Below are 17,455 nucleotides of genomic sequence, written 5' to 3'. Positions count from 1 at the left end.
CTAACGTAATTCTCACTAGTGAAATTCCATCATGGATGCAGCGTCCAGTCTGCCTATAGGCAAACGCCTTACTTTCCGCATTTTACTCACCACCTTAATCGGCTTGGCGCTGACCCTGATGGCGATCGGCTACACCTTGCTCTTATCATGGCAACTCGAGGGCGGTGCCGCCGCAATCAATGAGGCTGGCAGCTTGCGGGTACGCTCGTATCGCCTGGCGATGGTACTCGAGCATGTGAGTAGCACCACGGCGCAAGATGAGCTGGATCAGTTTAATAGTACTTTGTCCGATCTCCAGCTGGGCGATCCGAAACGTCCGCTGTTTTTACCTGCAACTGCTGGCATTCGTGCGCAAATGCAATTGGTGCAACAGGACTGGAAGACGCGTATGCAAGTTTTTGCGATCCAGGCTCAAAATGAGCTTGATGTGACTAGTCGGCAGCAGGCACTTAAAAACTATTCCGACGCACTCCCTAGCTTCGTGGAAAGCATTAATAAGCTGGTGAGCTTAGTCGAAGTGGAGTTATCTGAAAAAACCACTTGGTTGCGTCTGTGCCAGACCATACTGATTTTTATGTCGCTGGCAGCAAGTATCGCCTTACTGTATTTATTGTATCTGTGGATAGTGGGGCCGGTAACCCGTATGCAGGCGGGCATAGCGCGCATGCGTAAAGACGATCTCAGTGTGCGCTTGCCGATAGAGACCGAGGATGAATTTGGCGTACTGGCGCAAGCCTTTAACCAGATGGCTGATAGGGTGCAAACCGTACACCGCACCCTGGAAGTACGGGTGCTGCAAAAAACCGCCAAGCTGCAGGAACAAAATCAAGAAATCAGTACCCTGTATGAAGTTGCTGCTTTCCTGGCTGGGCCACATGCGATAGAAGAATTATGCCGTGGTTTTCTGCACAGGATTATGCAACGCATAAAGGCCGAGGGTGGCACCGTGCGCATACTCGATAACCATAGCGATAATTTACACATCACGGTGCACGAAGGTATCTCTGAAAAAATGGTGGAGGAGGAGCATTGCATCAAGACCGCCGATTGCCTGTGCGGTGCGGCTGTTAGTCAGGGAATAATTCTGGTCAGAGATTTCCGTCAGATGGATACGCAAAAACGCTATCGCTGCGCGGAAGAAGGTTTTTTCTCGATTGCGGTATTTCAGATACTAGCGAGAGAACAAGTGATAGGCAGTTTTTCTCTGCATTTTACCCATGAACGGGTGATCAGCAGTGAAGAGCGGCGTTTGTTAGAAACGTTGGGTAAAAATCTGGGCGTGGCGATAGAGAATCAAAGGCTGATCGCCAAGGAAAAAGAATTTGCGGTATCGCAAGAACGCAATTTGCTGGCACAGGGCTTGCACGATAGTATTGCGCAAGGCCTCAATTTCTTAAACCTGCAAGTGCAGATGTTGGAAGACTCTTTGAGTCGCAATAATTTGCAGGAAGTGTCCGATATTGCGCCCTTATTACGCGCCGGAGTGGAAGAAAGTTATGAGGATGTGCGCGAATTACTCTTGAATTTTAGGACCAGGCTGCAGGATAGTAATTTAGAGTCTGAAATGCGCAATGTCTTGAGTAAATTTCAGCGCCAGACGGGCGTGCACGCTGTCATAGAATTTATAGGGAGTGGCGCACCGCTAGCCCCCGAGCAACAGTTGCAGGTACTTTTTATTTTGCAAGAAGCCTTATCGAATGTGCGTAAACATGCGCAGGCCAGTGAGGTAAAGGTCAGGGTCGAAAATGAGCGAGATTTTAAGCTCATCATCACCGATGATGGCCAGGGATTTACGATGGAAAGTGCCGAGCAGAAGGGCGATGCCCATGTAGGTTTGCACATCATGCGGGAACGCGCAGTGCGACTCTCTGCACAATTTGAGATACTCAGCATACCAGGGCAGGGCAGTACAATTTCTCTGCACCTATTGAGGCAAGAACGTTTGGTCGCTTAACTCAATTTTATATAATTAAAAAATCAAAAAGGATAGGCATGACAATTAAGATTTTGCTGGTTGATGATCACACTCTATTTCGTAGTGGGATTAAATTGTTATTGCAACGCAATCCGGAATTCGAGATCGTGGGCGAAGCCTCCGATGGCTTGGAGGGAGTCAAACGCGCCAAACAATTACGACCGGATGTGGTCTTAATGGATTTAAATATGGCAGGTTTATCCGGCTTGGAAGCGATGCAATTGATCGTTGAAGATATGCCCGAGGTCGCAGTCTTGATGTTGACCGTTTCGGAAGAGGCTGAAGACTTGAGTACCGCGCTAAAGAATGGTGCGCGCGGCTACCTGCTAAAAAATATCGAAGCAGATTACCTGACCCAGTCTATCAAGCGTGCCGCAGCGGGCGAAGCGGTGATCGCCGATGCGATGACGGCCAAGTTGGTGATGCAATTTCGCTCCGGCATGAATGCCCCCGTCGTTGCTGAGAAAGAAAAACTAACGCCTAGAGAGCGTGAAACCATGGTCTGTGTGGCACGCGGCGAGAGTAATAAGGAGATCGCCCGCAATCTCAGCGTGGCCGAGAGCACGGTCAAAATTCATGTGCAAAATATTCTGAAAAAACTCAATCTCAGTAGTCGTGTGCAAATCGCCGTTTATGCGGTCGAGCGCGGTCTGGATAAATAAAATACCCTAAAATTTGTAAGGGATTCTGCTCCCTTTGCAGTAGCCATCTAGTTCTATCGGCGGATAGTCGTAGCCATTTAGCTCCCCTAAACTTGACCCTAATCAATTTAAAGAGGTGAGTTATGAATAAGATTAATTTGCAAGGTTTGCTGAGTAATCAGGCATTGTTTCGGCATATTTCTCCATTTGAACTCGACGCTTTGCAAAAAGAAGTGGTCAAGTTGGAGCTCGATAAGGGCTTGACCCTGTTTCAGAAGGGCGATCTGGCCGACGGTTCCTATATCGTGGTGTATGGCCTCATGAAACTGGGCATCCCTTCCTCACATGGCAACGACAAAGTTCTGGAACTCATCCGGCCAGGCCAGAGCTTCGGTGAAGCAATGTTGTTTTTGGATGAACCTTATCCTTTCTATGCTGAAGCTTTGGAGCCAACGCTATTGTTGCGTTTGCCAAAAAATGCTCTGTTTCGCCTGCTAGAACAATCTCCATTGATTGCCAAGCAAATGATGGCGGGCCTGTCTAGCCGCCTGCTGGGCTTCATGCGTGACGTTGAACGTCATTCCCTGCAAAACGCCAAACAGCGCGTGATCGATTACTTGTTGCAGGTCTCAGGCATACAGGGCACGGCGAATATACGACTCGAACTTAAGAAAAATTTAGTGGCATCGCTGCTTAATTTATCACCTGAAACTTTATCCCGGGTGCTGCATCAGTTGGTCGACGATGATTTGATACAAGTAAGTGGTTCACATATTCGTATCACCTGTCCTGAATCATTAAAGGTGTATCAGCACAGTGAGGCGCTCAATTTCCGTCAGACACCTGAAAACTTGATGAAGAACAATGCAACAGCGAGGCACTTTATATAGCATCGTGGTCTATGAAAACCATAGCTTTGGTCGCTCCTGCCGGTAGTCTGGTCGCTCTTAAAGCGGCTATAGATAAAGGAGCTAATGCCGTCTATCTCGGCTTGCGCAATGCCACCAACGCACGCAATTTTGGTGGCCTCAATTTTGGCGAAAACGATATCCGGCTTGGCGTGGACTATGCTCATGCCAAGGGTCGTGAAGTCTTATTTGCTATCAATACTTATCCGCAGGCGCGTGCGGTACAGGAATGGCGCTCGGCGATTGATACTGCCGTTACTATGGGCGCCGATGCGGTAATACTGGCGGACCCCGGTTTGATGGCCTATGCACGTAACCGCCATCCCGATTTACGCCTCCATTTATCTGTACAAAGCTCGGCCAGCACGATAGACGCGATAGAGTTAATGCGTGAGCAGTTTGGTATTCGACGTGCGGTCTTGCCGCGCGTGTTGACTTTGGCTGAGATAGAAAAAATCATCAAAAACACCTCAGTCGAGATTGAAGTCTTTGGCTTCGGTAGCCTGTGTGTCATGGCTGAAGGGCGCTGCCTGCTATCGAGCTATGTGACTGGCGACTCTCCGAATAATAAGGGTGTTTGTTCACCGGCGCATGCGATTAGCTGGGAAGAAAAAGAACAAACTCTACATGCTCGATTGAGTGGCACTTTGATCGATAGCTACGCACCGGGTGAGTCGGCGGCTTATCCAACCCTGTGCAAGGGACGCTTTGAAGTCGAGGGAGAGTTGGATTACGCATTGGAAGAGCCAACTAGTCTGAACGCGATAGGTTTATTGCCAAAACTGGTGAGTATGGGAGTGGCAGCCATCAAGATAGAAGGTCGCCAGCGCAGTCCAACTTATGTGACGCAAGTGGTCGGTACTTTAAGAGCGGCATTGGATGCCGCCATCAAAGATCCGGAAAGATATTCGACTAAGCCGGAATGGCAGAGCACCCTGGCCAAACATGCTGAAGGCTCGCAAGTGACACAAGGGGCGTTTGAACGTCCTTGGAAATAATATGATAAATCCGCAAAAAATCTCACTTGCTCCGCTCTCTTATTTTTGGTCAAAGGAGAGTACCCTCGCTTTTTATGCCGATGCTATGGATTGGCCTATCGATATTGTGTACCTCGGAGAGGTGGTCTGTTCGCGTCGTCATTTACTCAAGTTTGAAGACTGGTTCGCGCTCGCCAAAGAAATTCGACAAAGTGGTAAGAGCGTCGTCATGTCTACCCAGACTCTGATCGAGAATGAGCCGGATCGACGCGCCATGCACCGACTGGCAGAACGCGCTGCAGAAGAGGGGATAGCGGTCGAGGCGAATGATTTTAGTGCGGTCAGGGTGCTGAATCAACTCAAGCAGAGCTTCATCGCCGGGCCACATTTAAATGTCTATCATAGCGACACGCTGGCATGGTTGGCCGGATTGGGGGTAAGCCGTTTCTCGCCTCCGCTAGAGATGCCAGGCATAGATCTGGCTGCAATCCAGCAAGAGAAAGCGGCGAGTGTGGAAACCGAGGTGCAAGTTTGGGGGCGCATGGCGCTCGCCTTTTCTGCGCGGTGTTTTACTGCGCGCCATCATCGTTTGCGTAAAGACAGTTGTGAATTTCGCTGCGACGCCCATCCTGACGGTTTGCCGCTGGCGACCCGAGATGGAAAAATATTTCTTAATCTGAATGGCATACAAACGCAAAGCGCCAGTTGCGTCGATTTGGGTGAACAATTGCCGGAACTTCTGAACATGGGGGTGCAAGTATTGCGCTTACAGCCTCAGTCTCAGAATATGCAGCAAGTGGTGGCGGCTTTTGATACGGCACGCTCTACTCAGACAGTGGCAAAAGTACCCGATAGCGCATTACCTGCGGCTGCGGAGCGTAGCAACGGCTATTGGTTCGGCGCGCCTGGCATGCAGTGGCAAGCAGCGTGATGCCGATAAATATTGCTAGCATAGGCTAGTTGAGGCGAATTGAGACCGGTTGAGACCAGTCGAGGCCAGTTTAGGATAATTAATTATGCAATTTTCAGATTTTCGTTTTCCCTTAGTGTTTAGCCAAATCGGCAAACATTTACCTTCTCCTATCGCCAGTCTGCCCTTGTTGGCAATGTTGGAGTTGGCGCGTCAGCGCGAATGGCTGATTGCTCCTGAGGCGCTGTATGGCAAGAGCTTCCTGATTACGATAGAAGACCTGGGCTTACAACTGCGTTTCGTTTGCGATCAGGGCAAATTTAAGCCGCAGATGGCATCGCAAAGTTCTCAGTCTATTGCCGATGTGCGCTTATCTGCGCTGGCGGTAGATTTTTTTCAATTGGCTTCCGGTATGGAAGACGCTGATACGCTGTTTTTCCGCCGTAAGCTCAAGATTGAAGGGGATACTGAACTAGGTGTCGCGGTCAAATATTGGCTTGATGCCAGTGAACGTCCCGCGTGGCTAAATAATTTAGCCAGTAAGTTAGCCAATTAAAACTCTGGCCATAAATGAAGATAGATCCGACTTTACCCCTGGTATATAGCTGCTCCGGCTGCTCTAGCGTGGCGCAATTGGCCAATGTCTGTGCCGTGCGCCTAGATAGAGATGCAAAAGCCGAAATGTCCTGTATTAGCGGGGTCGGTGGCGGCGTACCATCGCTGGTAAAGCTGGCGCAGTCTGGGCGCGCGATACTGGCCTTAGACGGCTGTGCTCTGGCCTGCGTTGCGGCCTGCTTGGAAAAAGTAGGCGTGCGCGCCGACCGTCATCTAGTGCTCAACCGCGAAGGCGCAAAGAAGCGTTTGCATAGCGACCCCAGTGACGATGAAAAAACAAAAATATGGCAACTCGTTGAGCTAGCGCTTGATGAGATGCTAAGCGCTAGCGGCCAACCACATAGAAAGACACCAACATGAAACGCCTCGCCTTAGCGCCACACCGCTTGTATTTTTTTCTTGGTGCCCTTGCCGTACTCTTTTTATTTGCTTGGTGGAGCTTTAGTCTAACGGTCTCTAATGCCAGCCTGATGCAAGCTGCAAACTCTATACCTTTGCACGCGATCGTGATGCCTTTGGGGATATTCCCTTTATTTATACTTGGTTTTACTTTTACCGCAGGACCGCGCTGGTTAGCCGTGAATGCCTCAGATCGCTATTTTTTGATCACTGGCATCGCGTATTTTTCTGGCATCGTGCTGGTCATAACGGGAGCGTCATTGGCGCCCATCATGGAGAGCATAGGTTTCGGCATGATGTTGTGCGCATGGCTGAGTGCGACTTGGCGTTGGGCGGCGCTACTCGGTGAAAGCACAATCACCGAAAAACAGCATCCCACAGTGTTGTTGGGAGCGATGATAGGCGGGGCACTCGCCTTGAGCGCGGCGCTGGCCTGGACTTTAGGTTGGAGCGAGGCCTGGATGGTGGCGCGACAACTGACTTTCTTCTGTTTTTTACTGCCTATATTTTTAACTGTGTGCCATAGGATGTTACCTTTTTTTACCGGTGGGGTGCTTAAGCCCTATCTGGTTTGGCGTCCATTTTGGCTGTTATGGTTTTGGCTCAGTGCTTGTACGACGGTAGCTGTGGCCGGTGTGTTTTCATGGCATTTGTTGGAAGCCTGCGCTGCTAGCGCGATGGCCTTGAGTTTTCTCTACACGTCGTGGCGCTGGGGTTTGCAGTCCAGTTTTCAGAACCGCTTACTCGCCATGTTGCATATGTCCTTTGCATGGTTAGCGGTTTTTTTTGCCTTGCATGCAGCCACTGCCTTCGGCTATCGGCTAGGCTCTGCTTCTATGCATGCGCTTGGACTAGGGTTTATGGCGACCATGTTGGTGGCGTTTGTGACTAGAGTCAGTTACGGGCATAGCGGTCGGCCGCTGTTGGCTGGGAATGGCATCTGGGCTATTTACCTGTGTCTACATCTGGCGGCAATGCTGCGTGTGCTGGCCAGCATCCTGGTATCGCCTATGCTGATCACTGCGTCGGCGATCGTGTGGTTGGTACTGGTGGCGTGCTGGGTGGCCATCATTTTACCTATTTATCTCAAGCCCAGGGTCGATGGACAAGCGGGTTGAGGCCATACGCTCTTAGAGATTGAGAATATAAAAGCACTAGGCCACTGCGCATATTCCATGCGGCTGTCCAGCCTGCCTAGGCTGCAGCCCGCACCGGTATTGCGTGTCCGGGTAGGTCTAGTTCAAAACGGCGAGCATGCTTGATTTTTAGCGTATTGACGCTGGGGTGGAGATCGACGGCCGCAAGTTTTTGGTCTGCTCTAGGGGTTTCATGGATGTCACGGAGCTAAGGGCAAACTGCGCAGTAGACGCCTGGATGCTGTGTGGTAAACCCGGATAGCCGCTGGTCTTGCTGCCGTGTCGGCATATAGCATTAGCTTGCCATCGTTACTCCACGTCGTTGCGTGGCAATGCTGCATCAAAGTTTGTTCTGGTGGCGTGCCTATGCCTATGTGTATGCTTATGGATAAGGCGCTAGCGCCTAGCAGTTGCCGGCAATTGCGCGGCTTAGCGGTGGGCATCGTCGTGCTATTTTCTGTGGCGCGGTACAGCCAAATATCCTGTGACGCGGGATCTTGTTCCACACTAAATCCCGCGATCTGCGTAGCGATTGTTGGCTGCTCTAGCCAGGTTTTTAGATTTATCGTATAGAGTATTTCTTGTGTCGCGGAAGGCAGTAGCAATACGCTGTTGTTATCGCGCTGCAGTATCAGTCCCGCATCAGGTACGCTGTCTGAGCTGAGATGAAGCTCACGAATTTTTCGACGGATGTTTAAGTTAATCACCTGTAGCACGCCATTTTCGCCTGCGCCTATCGCGTGCGTTGCATCTGCGTCAAATATGAAATGACTTAATGGCTGCTCAAGCAAAGTACGTCTTGGCGGAAAGGGGCCGCGTAATGCAATTCCTTCACCCATCTTGTAATCATGCACAAAACCTTCATAGATGGGCTCAGCCTGCGGGTCGTAACTCATTTCCCATAGTTCCGGGATATCGCGCATCACCGCGATAAAACTTTTTCGCGCGGTGGCTGAATAAATTGCTGCCACCGCTGAAGCCTTGCCGTTTTTGTCCTTCACATCAAGTGTACGTATCAGGGAAAAATCCCCGGCATGCAGGGCAATTAAGCTGCATGGACTACTATTGGCCACCATCAGATAGCGGTCATCCACAGACAATGCTATCCCTGTCGTTTGCTGCGCTACTCGCCTTTGTTGGCGTATCTCATGCGCCTGCAAATCTAGCTGGATTAGCCAACCCTCAGGTGAGGATAGATAGGCAAACTGACCATCCTTACTGTGCAAAATTTTTTGATGCAGAGGGAAGTCGAACTGAAAAGTTTTTAAGATGCTCTGCGCTTGCGGGTCGAGCATGATTAGTTGCTGTTCTGTGTCGACTATCAGTATGGGTGCTGTGTGAAGCTTGGCGCTGGCAAGCAGTGGCAAGCTTGATGCGAACAGTAAAATACCCAGGAGTAAACGCAGTGAACGGCGTACCTTAGCAGCAGTGAGCAGCTTGTTTAAGAACGACATGATGGCCCTCATCTATGGAAAAAGGCGCGCAAGTCAGAAGACCTGCGCGCCTCGGTTAGTCCGTGTTTGGGCGACTAGTTAGTTGCCAATACCCACTCCGCTAAGACCTTGATGTCAGCATCGCTGACTTTAGGGCCGTTAGGCGGCATAGGGATAGGACCCCAAACACCGGTGCTGCCATCTTTAATTTTTTTAGACAAAGCCGCGACTGCATCTGCATTTCCCTTGTATTTTTTAGATACATCTTTAAATGCGGGTCCAAGCACCTTTTTGTCTAAGCTATGGCATGCCATGCAGCCATTTTTTGTCGCCAATTCTGCACCATTACCTGCAGCGTAGGATGCAGTTGCAGTGAAAGACAGGGCGGCAATCCCAGCCGCAGCGACGCAAGCGAGAGCAACACGTGTGAATTTATTTTCCATATTGCTCTCCTTAATACACGTCGTGTTGGGTGTTATTGATGTTGAACTTGCCGGTTGGTGTGATCAATTTAGGATCTTTGATCACAGCTTTCAACTTGCGAGTTTTATCATCCACGACAACGATAGCGGATTCTTTGTCTTTAGCGCTCCAGACCGAGAACCAGACTTCATCACCAGCTTTGTTGTACTCAGGCTGAACGATACGTTTTGCGCCTTCGCCCAAGTTTGCCCATTCGGCGATTGGTAGTACGGTAAAGCCTTTATCCAAATGTTCGATATCAAATACCGCAACTGATTGGCTCATTTTTGCATCTGGATTCAAAGGCGTATCAACCCACAAGTTTTTCGATTTTGGATGTGTTTTGATAAACAAAGAACCGCCGCCTTGACCTTTGACGGTATCGACCACTTTCCACGCCTGAGCTTTGTGCTTGATTGGATCAGTACCGATCATGGAGATAGTTTCATCACCCAAATGGCTGGTTGCCCATACAGGACCAAATTTAGGATGGATGAAGTTGGCGCCACGACCTGGGTGTGGTGTTTTGCCGACATCAACAATCGCTGCCATCTTGTCTTCTTTGGTATCGACCACCGCAATCTTATTGGATGCGTTGGCAGCGACCAGGAAGTAACGGCCGGTAGAATCGAGACCGCCGTCATGCAAGAACTTGGCAGCATCCAATGTCGTCATTTTCAGGTTGTTGATGTCTTTATAGTCAACCAACATGATCTTGCCTGTTTCTTTGGCATTGACCACGAACTCTGGACGGTAGTGGGAGGCAACGATAGACGCTACCCGTGGTTCAGGATGGTATTCATTGTCAACCGTCATGCCGCGTGTAGAAACGATTTTCAAAGGCTTGAGTGTATCGCCTTCCATGATGACAAATTGTGGTGGCCAGTAATCACCAGCGATCGCGTATTTATCTTCAAAACCTTTAAACTTGGAGGTTTCGATAGAGCGCGCTTCCAGACCGACCTTCATTTCAGCGACTGTATCTGGTTTTTCCATCCACAAATCGATCAAGTTGATACGTGCATCGCGACCAATGACGAACAAGTAGCGACCGGAAGCGGACGTGCGGGAGATATGTACCGCATAGCCAGTCTTGACGATGTTGATAATTTTCTTGGTGTCGCCATCGATCAGAGCCACTTCGCCGGAATCGCGCAAGGTAGTGGAGAAAATGTTAGCGATGTTGTAGCTATTCATTTTCTTGCTTGGGCGCTTGGCAACAGGAATCACCTCTTTCCAGGTCGCCAGCATGTCTTTGAGACTAAATTCTGGCGGTACTGGTGGTTCTTGCTGAATATAGCGCGCCATCAGATCGACTTCTTTGTCGCTCAACTCTCCAGATGTACCCCAGTTAGGCATACCAGCTGGTGAGCCGTAGTTGATGAACACTTTCAGGTAATCGGTGCCTTTGTCGAGTGTGATATCTGGCGTTAATGCTTTACCTGTCGCACCTTTGCGCAATACGCCATGGCAACCGGCGCAGCGTTGGAAATAAATTTGCTTACCAAGCTCAAATTCCTCTTTCGTCATAGGAGGTGCTTTGGGATTGATATTTTGATGCATGGCCTGAGTGGCTAAAGGTGAGCCGCCAGCCTGATATTTCAGCTCTGCAGAACCATGCGTTTTATCTTCTTTTTTGTCTTCCGCATAAGCCACACCAAACGCGAGTGGCAATGCCGCCAATAAGGCAACTAGTGGTCGAACTAAGGGCATACTCATTCCAGATTTCATTTTTATTTCCCCTTCTTGTTGGTAAGCTTGTATGAAACTGCAGAAAAGAAACATTGTTTAAATGTATTTTTTCTATACCAAGCAGACTACGCCTGCAAAGCGGATATTTCATTGATGCGAGTCAAGGTTTTTTCTTAGTTTTTGCATGATCTGATATAGATCAAACTTCAGGGGGAACTATATCTGGCGCTGTGGTTTTTTGAGTAGGAATTAGCTCGCTGCTTTCAGGCTGTTCGTCAGTGTTTCGCGACGCTGTGCGCTAGCCACTACCGTGCTCGATACTCAGCAAGCAAGAACAATTGACGCTGCGAGGTCAATGTTCTTGTCGTTAGAAATTAATTTGGCAACGGCCCAAGACGCATATCCCATGCGGCTTTGCGGGGCAATGCCGCCAACAGGCGCATGGAATATGCGCATTGGCAGGGGGGGCTTTTTGTAATTGCGCGTCTAAGCGTGATGCTTCACTAGCCTACGCTAGCTAGACGTCGCTAATGCGGTGCGCGCTGATGACTGCATGTGCCACAATATCGAGAGCTGGTCTCACATTACCTTGCTTGTCGGTCCAGACCTTGGGGGTGAGGGCGCCAGAGAGGGCGACGCTATCGCCATCGGCCAAACCGAGCAAAGTACTGCGTACCTGATCATTAAATGCGATGACGTTACAAAACAGGGTGTCGCCATCGTCAGTGCTGGCACGTATCTTACACATCACATAGGCCGATCCAGCCTGACCACTGCGTTCTTCTGCGTGGCCGTACATGCGTCCGGCGATGAGTGCATCTATCATGATTCGTAGCTTTCTAATTTTGCCTAAGTATTCTAAATTTAAAGGGCGCTTTCCTATCCTGCCGTCCGCTCGATTTGATTAAAAATCAAGTGAGCTTTAGTCTAATCGATAGCGCTTGAACAGGTGCTCAGTGTTGGGCGCGATGGCGCGGTAGTCCGCCAACATGCTTTCGCGGCTACGTGCTTCGCGCATTAAGGCGGGATCTAAGCTGCAGCTGATGACACCGGCCTGATCGCTACTGCCTTCGGCTAATAGCTTGCCGTAAGGGCTCCAGATGGCGCTGCTGCCACAGGTATTCCAGCCGCCTGTGCTGCCGATATGGTTAGACATGAGCACGAAGATGGTATTGTCGAGCGCCCGCGCCGGCATCCAGATGCGCGATTCGTGATGCCCATTGCCTTGACTAAACAGCGCGCTGGCCAGATACACGTGGCTACCGGCCAGTGCCGCATTGCGGGCATGTTCGGGGAAACCTGAGTCGTAGCAAATCGCCGTGGACAGCCTCCAGTCAGCGATTTCCAGCAGGCAGCCTGCATCGCTCGCCCCCGCGCAAAAGAGTGCGCGTTCCGTACTAAACAAATGCTGCTTATGATAGAGACTGAGCAGTTCACCTTTGCTACTGATAATCAGGGATGAAATGTAAAGCTTGCCTGCCGCATGGCTAGCCGCACCCACGATGGCCGCCACACCGGTGCTTGCGCAGGCATCTAGTATAGGCTGCAGGCGTACATCGTCTTGGCTTACGGTATACCGCTGAATATCCGTTTTGATCAGATCCGGTTCGTAGCCACTCAAAAACTTTTCGGGAAATACCAATAACTGCAGCTGCGCCTTGGCTGCGGTTTCTATCAGAGCCACCACTTGTGCCACATTGGCGTCGATATCGCCCGCAATACTCTGTGCTTGCGCTGCGCCTATGCGTAGTAGGCTGGAGGGAGTCGCAGTAAGTGTCATCGTGTATTCTCAAAAAAAACACATAATACACCGTGATGCTAGCGTTAGTCAGTTGAACCAGAGCTGGATACTTTAAATTAAAGAGGCAGAGTGTAAATTGGTCTAAGCATTTTGTATCTGCTGGGAATATGCGCGCAAGTTTGCGGCGCATGCCTGGTTTTCTGGTATTGTCATCATGTTCTTAGACTCATAATGAGTCCTGGTTTTTTTTGTAGTTAGGACTGACGCAAAATTGTTGCAGCAAGGCGAGTGCAATGACGCTGGGGCGCTTTTGCGTATGTCCTAAGTTTGATACTCCACTTAAAAAGGTGTCCTATGAACAGAAGAGATTTTATACAGTCGGCGATTATTTCGGGAGTGGGCATGTCGAGTGCGCTGGCGCTGGCTCAGGGTAAAACGACAGGGCAAAAATATGAACTATCAGGACTCGATGTCGCCGGTAAAAAGCTCGATTTAAAAGATTTTTCGGGTCGTACGGTCTTGGTGAGTTTTTTTACCTTCGATTGCGCACTATGTACCCACGATCTGAAATTAATGCGTGAGTTTTATGTCAGAAATGCCAGCAATAAATTCGTCTTGTTGGGCGTTAATATGGATCAGAACAAGAAAGACCTGGATGAGTACAACGAGGCCACTACCTTGGCCTTTCCGAAGGATCAGCGCTTTCCTACCGTATGGCGCAATGCACCTGGCCACAAAGATAATTTCGGCAAAGTGAGCAGCCTGCCTAGTCATTTCGTGATCGATGCCAAACAACAATTAATGTTCAAGCGCGAAGGTGCATTTCAAGCCGACGACTGGGATAAATTGTGGTTATCCCTAGGCTAGCGCGCCGGCTTAGATCCTTATTTAGAGCACTGTTTAGACCACTGTTTAGATCGCTGCTTGACGCTTGTCAATCAGAATTTCGGCGATCATTTCACCTTCCTCATCGAGGCCGGTTTCGATAAAGCCCAAGCTGGCGTAGAAGGGTTTTGCCAGCGGGTTAGTCGGGTGATAGCAAATGGTGATGCGTTGCAATAATGGCTGAGCTTCTATTTCGTCTAAAACCAGATGCATGGCTTGCCGACCCAGACCTTTGCCTTGATGGCGCTGGTCTATCATGAATCTATGGATGCCGGTCTGATGCTGGACCTCGCAATCGAAGCTGTTATACATCAGGAAGCCCACCAACTCATCATCCGCGTAAATCGCGCGCGGATGGTAATTTGGATCAAATTTTGATTGCGCAATCGAATAGCAATTGCTGGACAAGTAGTCTTCTTGGTGCTTGAGTAATTGTAATTCTATGACGGCATCGAAATTGTCATAAGTGACGGCTCTGAGTTGCACTTGCATTTTTATCCTTTCATCCTTTTTTCTTACTACTTTTTAAACCTGTGCTTGCAGTAGCTGTTAACTTGAAAAGTGCGCTAGGGCATGCTCCAGCGCGCAATATCCATGCGGTTGAGCGGCCGGTATGCTTGATAAGCCGCATGGATAGTGCGTCTTGGCGGGGGTAGTCATGGCACTGGGTCTAGTCTTACCAATATTCCCATATTACCCACCAACATATGGTCGGCGCTGGCGACTTGCAGACAGATCAATTCGCAGCTAAATGGCTCAATTTCTCCGCTAGTAACAGTATCATTGGGAACGCCTTCATAAAAAATGCGTATCGCTTGATCGCGCAAGTCTATTGTCGGTCCGGTAAAATCGCTTTGATCAAAATTACACGCCACCTGAGCTTGTTCTGTTGCGAATAAATCCAATACCCGCAGCGCCGTGGCGTCGGCTTTGCCTAGACGTTTAATTGGCATGCCATAGCTTAGACGATGGGCCGCGGTCCAGCCTTGTTCTGCCACCCAAAATAGCTGATCAGGATGGACGATCAGTTCACCGGCGCTGAGTTCGTCGTGCTGAATAAATTCTAATAAGACGACAGACTGGTCAGGCTTACGCATCAGTTTGACTATAGGACTAAATAGCGGCAGGCCTGGTTCAGAAGCCAGCGCTATCTCATCACCGACCTGTAATTGTCCCAAAGGCAGTAAGCCACGCTTGGTGTGGATTAAGGTGCCAGCCACAAAGCCGCCCGAGAGTGGCGCCCCGCCGTACGATACTGGAGCAGGATTCGATGCTTGAGGTGCTTCTATACTCATAAAATAGCGCTCCTGGAAATGCTAGCTATGGTAGCGCTAAATGCTTATTTATGGTGGAGTACATACAAAGGCTTACATAAAAATTCTGTTTCTGATTAGTGCGCTCGGCTCAGTAAAATCGTCACGGCATTGCCGCCAAAGCCGACGGCATTAATCAGTATCTTATTTATCTGCTTAGCGTGGGCTTGGGCGGGAATAAATGGCACAGGAATAAACTCTTGATGCTGCAACATCAAGATCGCCAGTTCCAGACTGAGCATGCCAGAGGCCCCCAGGCTATGACCAATTTTCCATTTATTCGTGGTCAGCATAGGCAAGTTGGTACCAAACACGGCCTCAATTGCCTTAAATTCTGCGCTATCGCCTAGCATAGTGCCGGGCGCATGCATGATGATGCAGTCGACCTGATCCGCAGTGATTGAACCGAGCGCCATTTTCATGGATTTTTGGAAGCAAATAGCGCTCTCTGAGAGTGAGAAATTGTAGCGGGCATCGTCACTGGCATAACCCACACCATCGATGGTCGCCAGAGCATTTGGCACTTTCCCTGGTTCCAGGCACGCCACCGCAGCGCCTTCGCCCAGCACCATGGTATTTTCTTGCTTCTCTAAATCAAGCGCGCGGCAAGGATAAGTGCCGGCACTGCGCGCGGTGATTTTTAGTGCTTGCATTTGGTGCAGAGTGAAAGCAGTCAGCGGCGCCTCGCTGGCACCAACTAAAAATTTCTTGGACATGCCAGCCTTCAGCCAGGCAACCCCGTTTAAGACAGCATGCAAACCGGTGGAACAGGTGACCGAGTGTGATACCTGTGGCCCTTGTATTTTTAAATCATGCGCGACCCAACTAGAGATATTCCCCAAGGTAGTGTTGGGCGAGCATAGTTTGGGCGTACTCGTGCTAGTCAAAAATTCTTGATGATATTGCTCAAACAATTGAGTGGCACCGCGCGAAGAGCCCAGATTAATTCCGACCTCATCGGATTGATCCCAGTCCGCCTGCCGTATCGCCTGTCGTGCTACCAGAATGGCGTAGATGACAGTCTCGTCCAGCGTTTGATAATGGGGATGCGAGGCGCGTATCAGCGCAAGCTCTGGCTTCAGGTGTTCGGGTATGCTGGCTAGAAAAAATGCCTGTCCTTGCACACTAGTTTCGCGTATGCAGGTGGTGGGCTTAAGATAATTTTGCCAAACATCAAATGAGCAGTTTCCTAACGGAGACAATGATGCAATGGCTGTGATGGAGATGGGTGCGTTAAAAAAATTCAAAGGCGGGTATGTGTATAGAGGGTGAAAAAGTGGCGTGAGCTTAGCACAGAAACTCTATACACAGACTCAGCGGCAGCGAGCTGCAGACTATTTACCCCTGCTAAAAAACGGACTGAGCCTGTGATTTTTGTTATGCAGCAGCTCCGTGACAAGATCTCAGCTGCTTACTCCAAATGTTGATCAGTAGGGAAACGTAACTGATCGGTGAGAATGCGATTCATAGGCATTTCAAGATTAATAGCTTTAGGCGGCGTCGGCTGTTTGAACCACTTGTCGTAGATCTTAGTGACGGTACCGTTGATCATATCATTGGCCAATTCTTTATCGACAAATTTTTTGAAATTTGGATCATCCTTGCGCAGCACAATAGAGTAAGTTTGAGTAGAAAGTACTTCACCAGTGATAGTAAATTTATTGGCTTTCTTCGATTCGGCGCGTAAGGCATACAGTAAAACATCATCCATGACAAAGGCATCGGCCTTAGCGCTTTCTAGCAAAGCGAAAGAGGCCTGATGATTTGGCGCATTGACGACGGTGTATTTTAAATCTTTGGTTTTGGCTTTTTCGGCCAAGACTTTGGCGGTTGAGCTACCAGTGGTGAGCACCAGAGTTTTCCCCTTGACGTCAGCCCAATTTTTGATCGCGGTATCGTTGCGCACCAACATGCGTACGTTCGCAAAAAAATGCGGGATAGCAAAATTCACTAAATTACGTCGTTCTGGGCTATTCGTGCTGGAACCGCATTCTAAGTCCGCTTTACCCTCTGCAATCGCCTTTAGTCTGGTCTCTGCCGTGACGGGAAGATAATTGACGGCCAATTTTGGTAATTTTAATTCGCGCTTGAGACTATCGACCAGCAGCATGCAGATATCGATGGAGTAGCCTACCGGTTGTTTATTGCCAGCCAAGTAAGAGAAAGGAAAAGTCTCCTCGCGGTAGGCGATGGTGATGCTTTGTTTCTCTTTGATACTAGCTAAAGTGTCGGCGGCAACGGCGCTGAAAGTGCTACAGAGACTGGTCGCGAGTAAGGATTTTAAGCAGAGAGTGCGGAGAGGTTTTTTCATTTTTATTCCTTTTTTTAAGAATATTAAATATCTGTAGCAAACGACCTCGGCATGAGC

18 protein-coding genes are annotated in these 17,455 nt (G+C 49.4%); 9 read left to right on the top strand and 9 right to left on the bottom strand.

Annotated elements, in window-relative coordinates:
• The first annotated feature begins 31 nt into the window (after positions 1–31).
• The 8 genes from EJN92_RS20600 (at position 32) to EJN92_RS20565 (ending at position 7,543) form a co-directional block, all read left to right on the top strand.
• Positions 32–1,954 carry a type IV pili methyl-accepting chemotaxis transducer N-terminal domain-containing protein gene (locus tag EJN92_RS20600; protein ID WP_126129548.1) on the top strand — a complete coding sequence of 641 codons (1,923 nt, stop codon included), beginning with the start codon at positions 32–34 and terminating at the stop codon, positions 1,952–1,954.
• Between the two features lie 38 nt (positions 1,955–1,992).
• Complete coding sequence (locus tag EJN92_RS20595; RefSeq protein WP_126129547.1) at positions 1,993–2,637, top strand: response regulator; 645 nt, start codon at positions 1,993–1,995, stop codon at positions 2,635–2,637.
• A gap of 122 nt (positions 2,638–2,759) precedes the next feature.
• Positions 2,760–3,506 carry a Crp/Fnr family transcriptional regulator gene (locus EJN92_RS20590; RefSeq protein ID WP_126129546.1) on the top strand — a complete coding sequence of 249 codons (747 nt, stop codon included), beginning with the start codon at positions 2,760–2,762 and terminating at the stop codon, positions 3,504–3,506.
• A gap of 11 nt (positions 3,507–3,517) precedes the next feature.
• Complete coding sequence (gene ubiU, locus EJN92_RS20585; RefSeq protein WP_126129545.1) at positions 3,518–4,522, top strand: ubiquinone anaerobic biosynthesis protein UbiU; 1,005 nt, start codon at positions 3,518–3,520, stop codon at positions 4,520–4,522.
• 1 nt (position 4,523) lies between these two features.
• Positions 4,524–5,432 carry a U32 family peptidase gene (locus EJN92_RS20580; protein ID WP_126129544.1) on the top strand — a complete coding sequence of 303 codons (909 nt, stop codon included), beginning with the start codon at positions 4,524–4,526 and terminating at the stop codon, positions 5,430–5,432.
• A gap of 85 nt (positions 5,433–5,517) precedes the next feature.
• The gene (gene ubiT / locus EJN92_RS20575) at positions 5,518–5,967 is read left to right on the top strand and encodes a ubiquinone anaerobic biosynthesis accessory factor UbiT (protein ID WP_126129543.1); all 450 of its coding nucleotides are present in this window, start codon (positions 5,518–5,520) and stop codon (positions 5,965–5,967) included.
• A gap of 14 nt (positions 5,968–5,981) precedes the next feature.
• Positions 5,982–6,386: a putative zinc-binding protein gene (locus EJN92_RS20570; protein WP_126129542.1), complete on the top strand. Its 405-nt coding sequence runs from the start codon at positions 5,982–5,984 to the stop codon at positions 6,384–6,386.
• Positions 6,383–7,543, top strand: coding sequence for an NnrS family protein (locus tag EJN92_RS20565; protein WP_126129541.1), 1,161 nt, complete (start codon positions 6,383–6,385; stop codon positions 7,541–7,543). Before EJN92_RS20570 ends, EJN92_RS20565 begins: the two co-directional genes overlap by 4 nt.
• Before the next feature lie 218 nt (positions 7,544–7,761).
• On the opposite strand, the gene EJN92_RS20560 is transcribed toward EJN92_RS20565, so the two are convergent.
• From EJN92_RS20560 to EJN92_RS20540, 5 genes are all read right to left on the bottom strand, one after another.
• Entirely contained in the window at positions 7,762–9,015 is a 1,254-nt protein-coding gene (locus tag EJN92_RS20560) for a cytochrome D1 domain-containing protein (RefSeq protein ID WP_157984412.1), read from the bottom strand.
• Between the two features lie 74 nt (positions 9,016–9,089).
• Positions 9,090–9,437, bottom strand: a complete 348-nt coding sequence (locus tag EJN92_RS20555) for a c-type cytochrome (RefSeq protein WP_126129539.1) — start codon at positions 9,435–9,437, stop codon at positions 9,090–9,092.
• A 10-nt stretch (positions 9,438–9,447) separates the two neighbouring features.
• Entirely contained in the window at positions 9,448–11,187 is a 1,740-nt protein-coding gene (locus EJN92_RS20550) for a cytochrome D1 domain-containing protein (RefSeq protein ID WP_407701532.1), read from the bottom strand.
• A gap of 478 nt (positions 11,188–11,665) precedes the next feature.
• Entirely contained in the window at positions 11,666–11,974 is a 309-nt protein-coding gene (locus EJN92_RS20545) for a single-stranded DNA-binding protein (RefSeq protein ID WP_126129538.1), read from the bottom strand.
• Between the two features lie 96 nt (positions 11,975–12,070).
• On the bottom strand, positions 12,071–12,928 hold the full coding sequence (locus EJN92_RS20540) for a carbon-nitrogen hydrolase family protein (protein WP_126129537.1): 858 nt from the start codon (positions 12,926–12,928) through the stop codon (positions 12,071–12,073).
• Between the two features lie 315 nt (positions 12,929–13,243).
• Here EJN92_RS20540 and EJN92_RS20535 point away from each other — a divergent pair, with 315 nt between their 5' ends.
• Positions 13,244–13,756, top strand: coding sequence for a TlpA family protein disulfide reductase (locus EJN92_RS20535; protein ID WP_126129536.1), 513 nt, complete (start codon positions 13,244–13,246; stop codon positions 13,754–13,756).
• Positions 13,757–13,801: 45 nt separating this feature from the next.
• Here the strand turns inward: EJN92_RS20535 and EJN92_RS20530 are convergent, their stop codons facing one another.
• From EJN92_RS20530 to EJN92_RS20515, 4 genes are all read right to left on the bottom strand, one after another.
• Positions 13,802–14,266: a GNAT family N-acetyltransferase gene (locus tag EJN92_RS20530; RefSeq protein ID WP_126129535.1), complete on the bottom strand. Its 465-nt coding sequence runs from the start codon at positions 14,264–14,266 to the stop codon at positions 13,802–13,804.
• A 164-nt stretch (positions 14,267–14,430) separates the two neighbouring features.
• Positions 14,431–15,069 carry a hypothetical protein gene (locus EJN92_RS20525; protein ID WP_126129534.1) on the bottom strand — a complete coding sequence of 213 codons (639 nt, stop codon included), beginning with the start codon at positions 15,067–15,069 and terminating at the stop codon, positions 14,431–14,433.
• A gap of 95 nt (positions 15,070–15,164) precedes the next feature.
• Positions 15,165–16,334 carry a beta-ketoacyl synthase N-terminal-like domain-containing protein gene (locus EJN92_RS20520; RefSeq protein ID WP_126129533.1) on the bottom strand — a complete coding sequence of 390 codons (1,170 nt, stop codon included), beginning with the start codon at positions 16,332–16,334 and terminating at the stop codon, positions 15,165–15,167.
• A gap of 164 nt (positions 16,335–16,498) precedes the next feature.
• A complete protein-coding gene (locus EJN92_RS20515) occupies positions 16,499–17,398 on the bottom strand; it encodes an amino acid ABC transporter substrate-binding protein (protein ID WP_126129532.1) in 900 nt (299 codons plus the stop codon).
• Positions 17,399–17,455: the final 57 nt, after the last annotated feature.

Source organism: Undibacterium parvum, assembly GCF_003955735.1.
Lineage (GTDB): Bacteria > Pseudomonadota > Gammaproteobacteria > Burkholderiales > Burkholderiaceae_D > Undibacterium > Undibacterium parvum.
This window is presented reverse-complemented; position numbering and strand designations above follow the sequence as displayed.

Coding starts and splice junctions, on each gene's coding strand:
- EJN92_RS20540 (WP_126129537.1), bottom strand. CDS start 12,928: ATGACACTTACTGCGACTCCCTCCAGCCTACTACGCATAGGCGCAGCG.
- EJN92_RS20590 (WP_126129546.1), top strand. CDS start 2,760: ATGAATAAGATTAATTTGCAAGGTTTGCTGAGTAATCAGGCATTGTTT.
- EJN92_RS20570 (WP_126129542.1), top strand. CDS start 5,982: ATGAAGATAGATCCGACTTTACCCCTGGTATATAGCTGCTCCGGCTGC.
- ubiT (WP_126129543.1), top strand. CDS start 5,518: ATGCAATTTTCAGATTTTCGTTTTCCCTTAGTGTTTAGCCAAATCGGC.
- EJN92_RS20555 (WP_126129539.1), bottom strand. CDS start 9,437: ATGGAAAATAAATTCACACGTGTTGCTCTCGCTTGCGTCGCTGCGGCT.
- EJN92_RS20535 (WP_126129536.1), top strand. CDS start 13,244: ATGAACAGAAGAGATTTTATACAGTCGGCGATTATTTCGGGAGTGGGC.
- EJN92_RS20595 (WP_126129547.1), top strand. CDS start 1,993: ATGACAATTAAGATTTTGCTGGTTGATGATCACACTCTATTTCGTAGT.
- EJN92_RS20545 (WP_126129538.1), bottom strand. CDS start 11,974: ATGATAGATGCACTCATCGCCGGACGCATGTACGGCCACGCAGAAGAA.
- EJN92_RS20550 (WP_407701532.1), bottom strand. CDS start 11,187: ATGAAATCTGGAATGAGTATGCCCTTAGTTCGACCACTAGTTGCCTTA.
- EJN92_RS20515 (WP_126129532.1), bottom strand. CDS start 17,398: ATGAAAAAACCTCTCCGCACTCTCTGCTTAAAATCCTTACTCGCGACC.
- ubiU (WP_126129545.1), top strand. CDS start 3,518: ATGAAAACCATAGCTTTGGTCGCTCCTGCCGGTAGTCTGGTCGCTCTT.
- EJN92_RS20600 (WP_126129548.1), top strand. CDS start 32: ATGGATGCAGCGTCCAGTCTGCCTATAGGCAAACGCCTTACTTTCCGC.
- EJN92_RS20525 (WP_126129534.1), bottom strand. CDS start 15,069: ATGAGTATAGAAGCACCTCAAGCATCGAATCCTGCTCCAGTATCGTAC.
- EJN92_RS20580 (WP_126129544.1), top strand. CDS start 4,524: ATGATAAATCCGCAAAAAATCTCACTTGCTCCGCTCTCTTATTTTTGG.
- EJN92_RS20560 (WP_157984412.1), bottom strand. CDS start 9,015: ATGTCGTTCTTAAACAAGCTGCTCACTGCTGCTAAGGTACGCCGTTCA.
- EJN92_RS20565 (WP_126129541.1), top strand. CDS start 6,383: ATGAAACGCCTCGCCTTAGCGCCACACCGCTTGTATTTTTTTCTTGGT.
- EJN92_RS20530 (WP_126129535.1), bottom strand. CDS start 14,266: ATGCAAGTGCAACTCAGAGCCGTCACTTATGACAATTTCGATGCCGTC.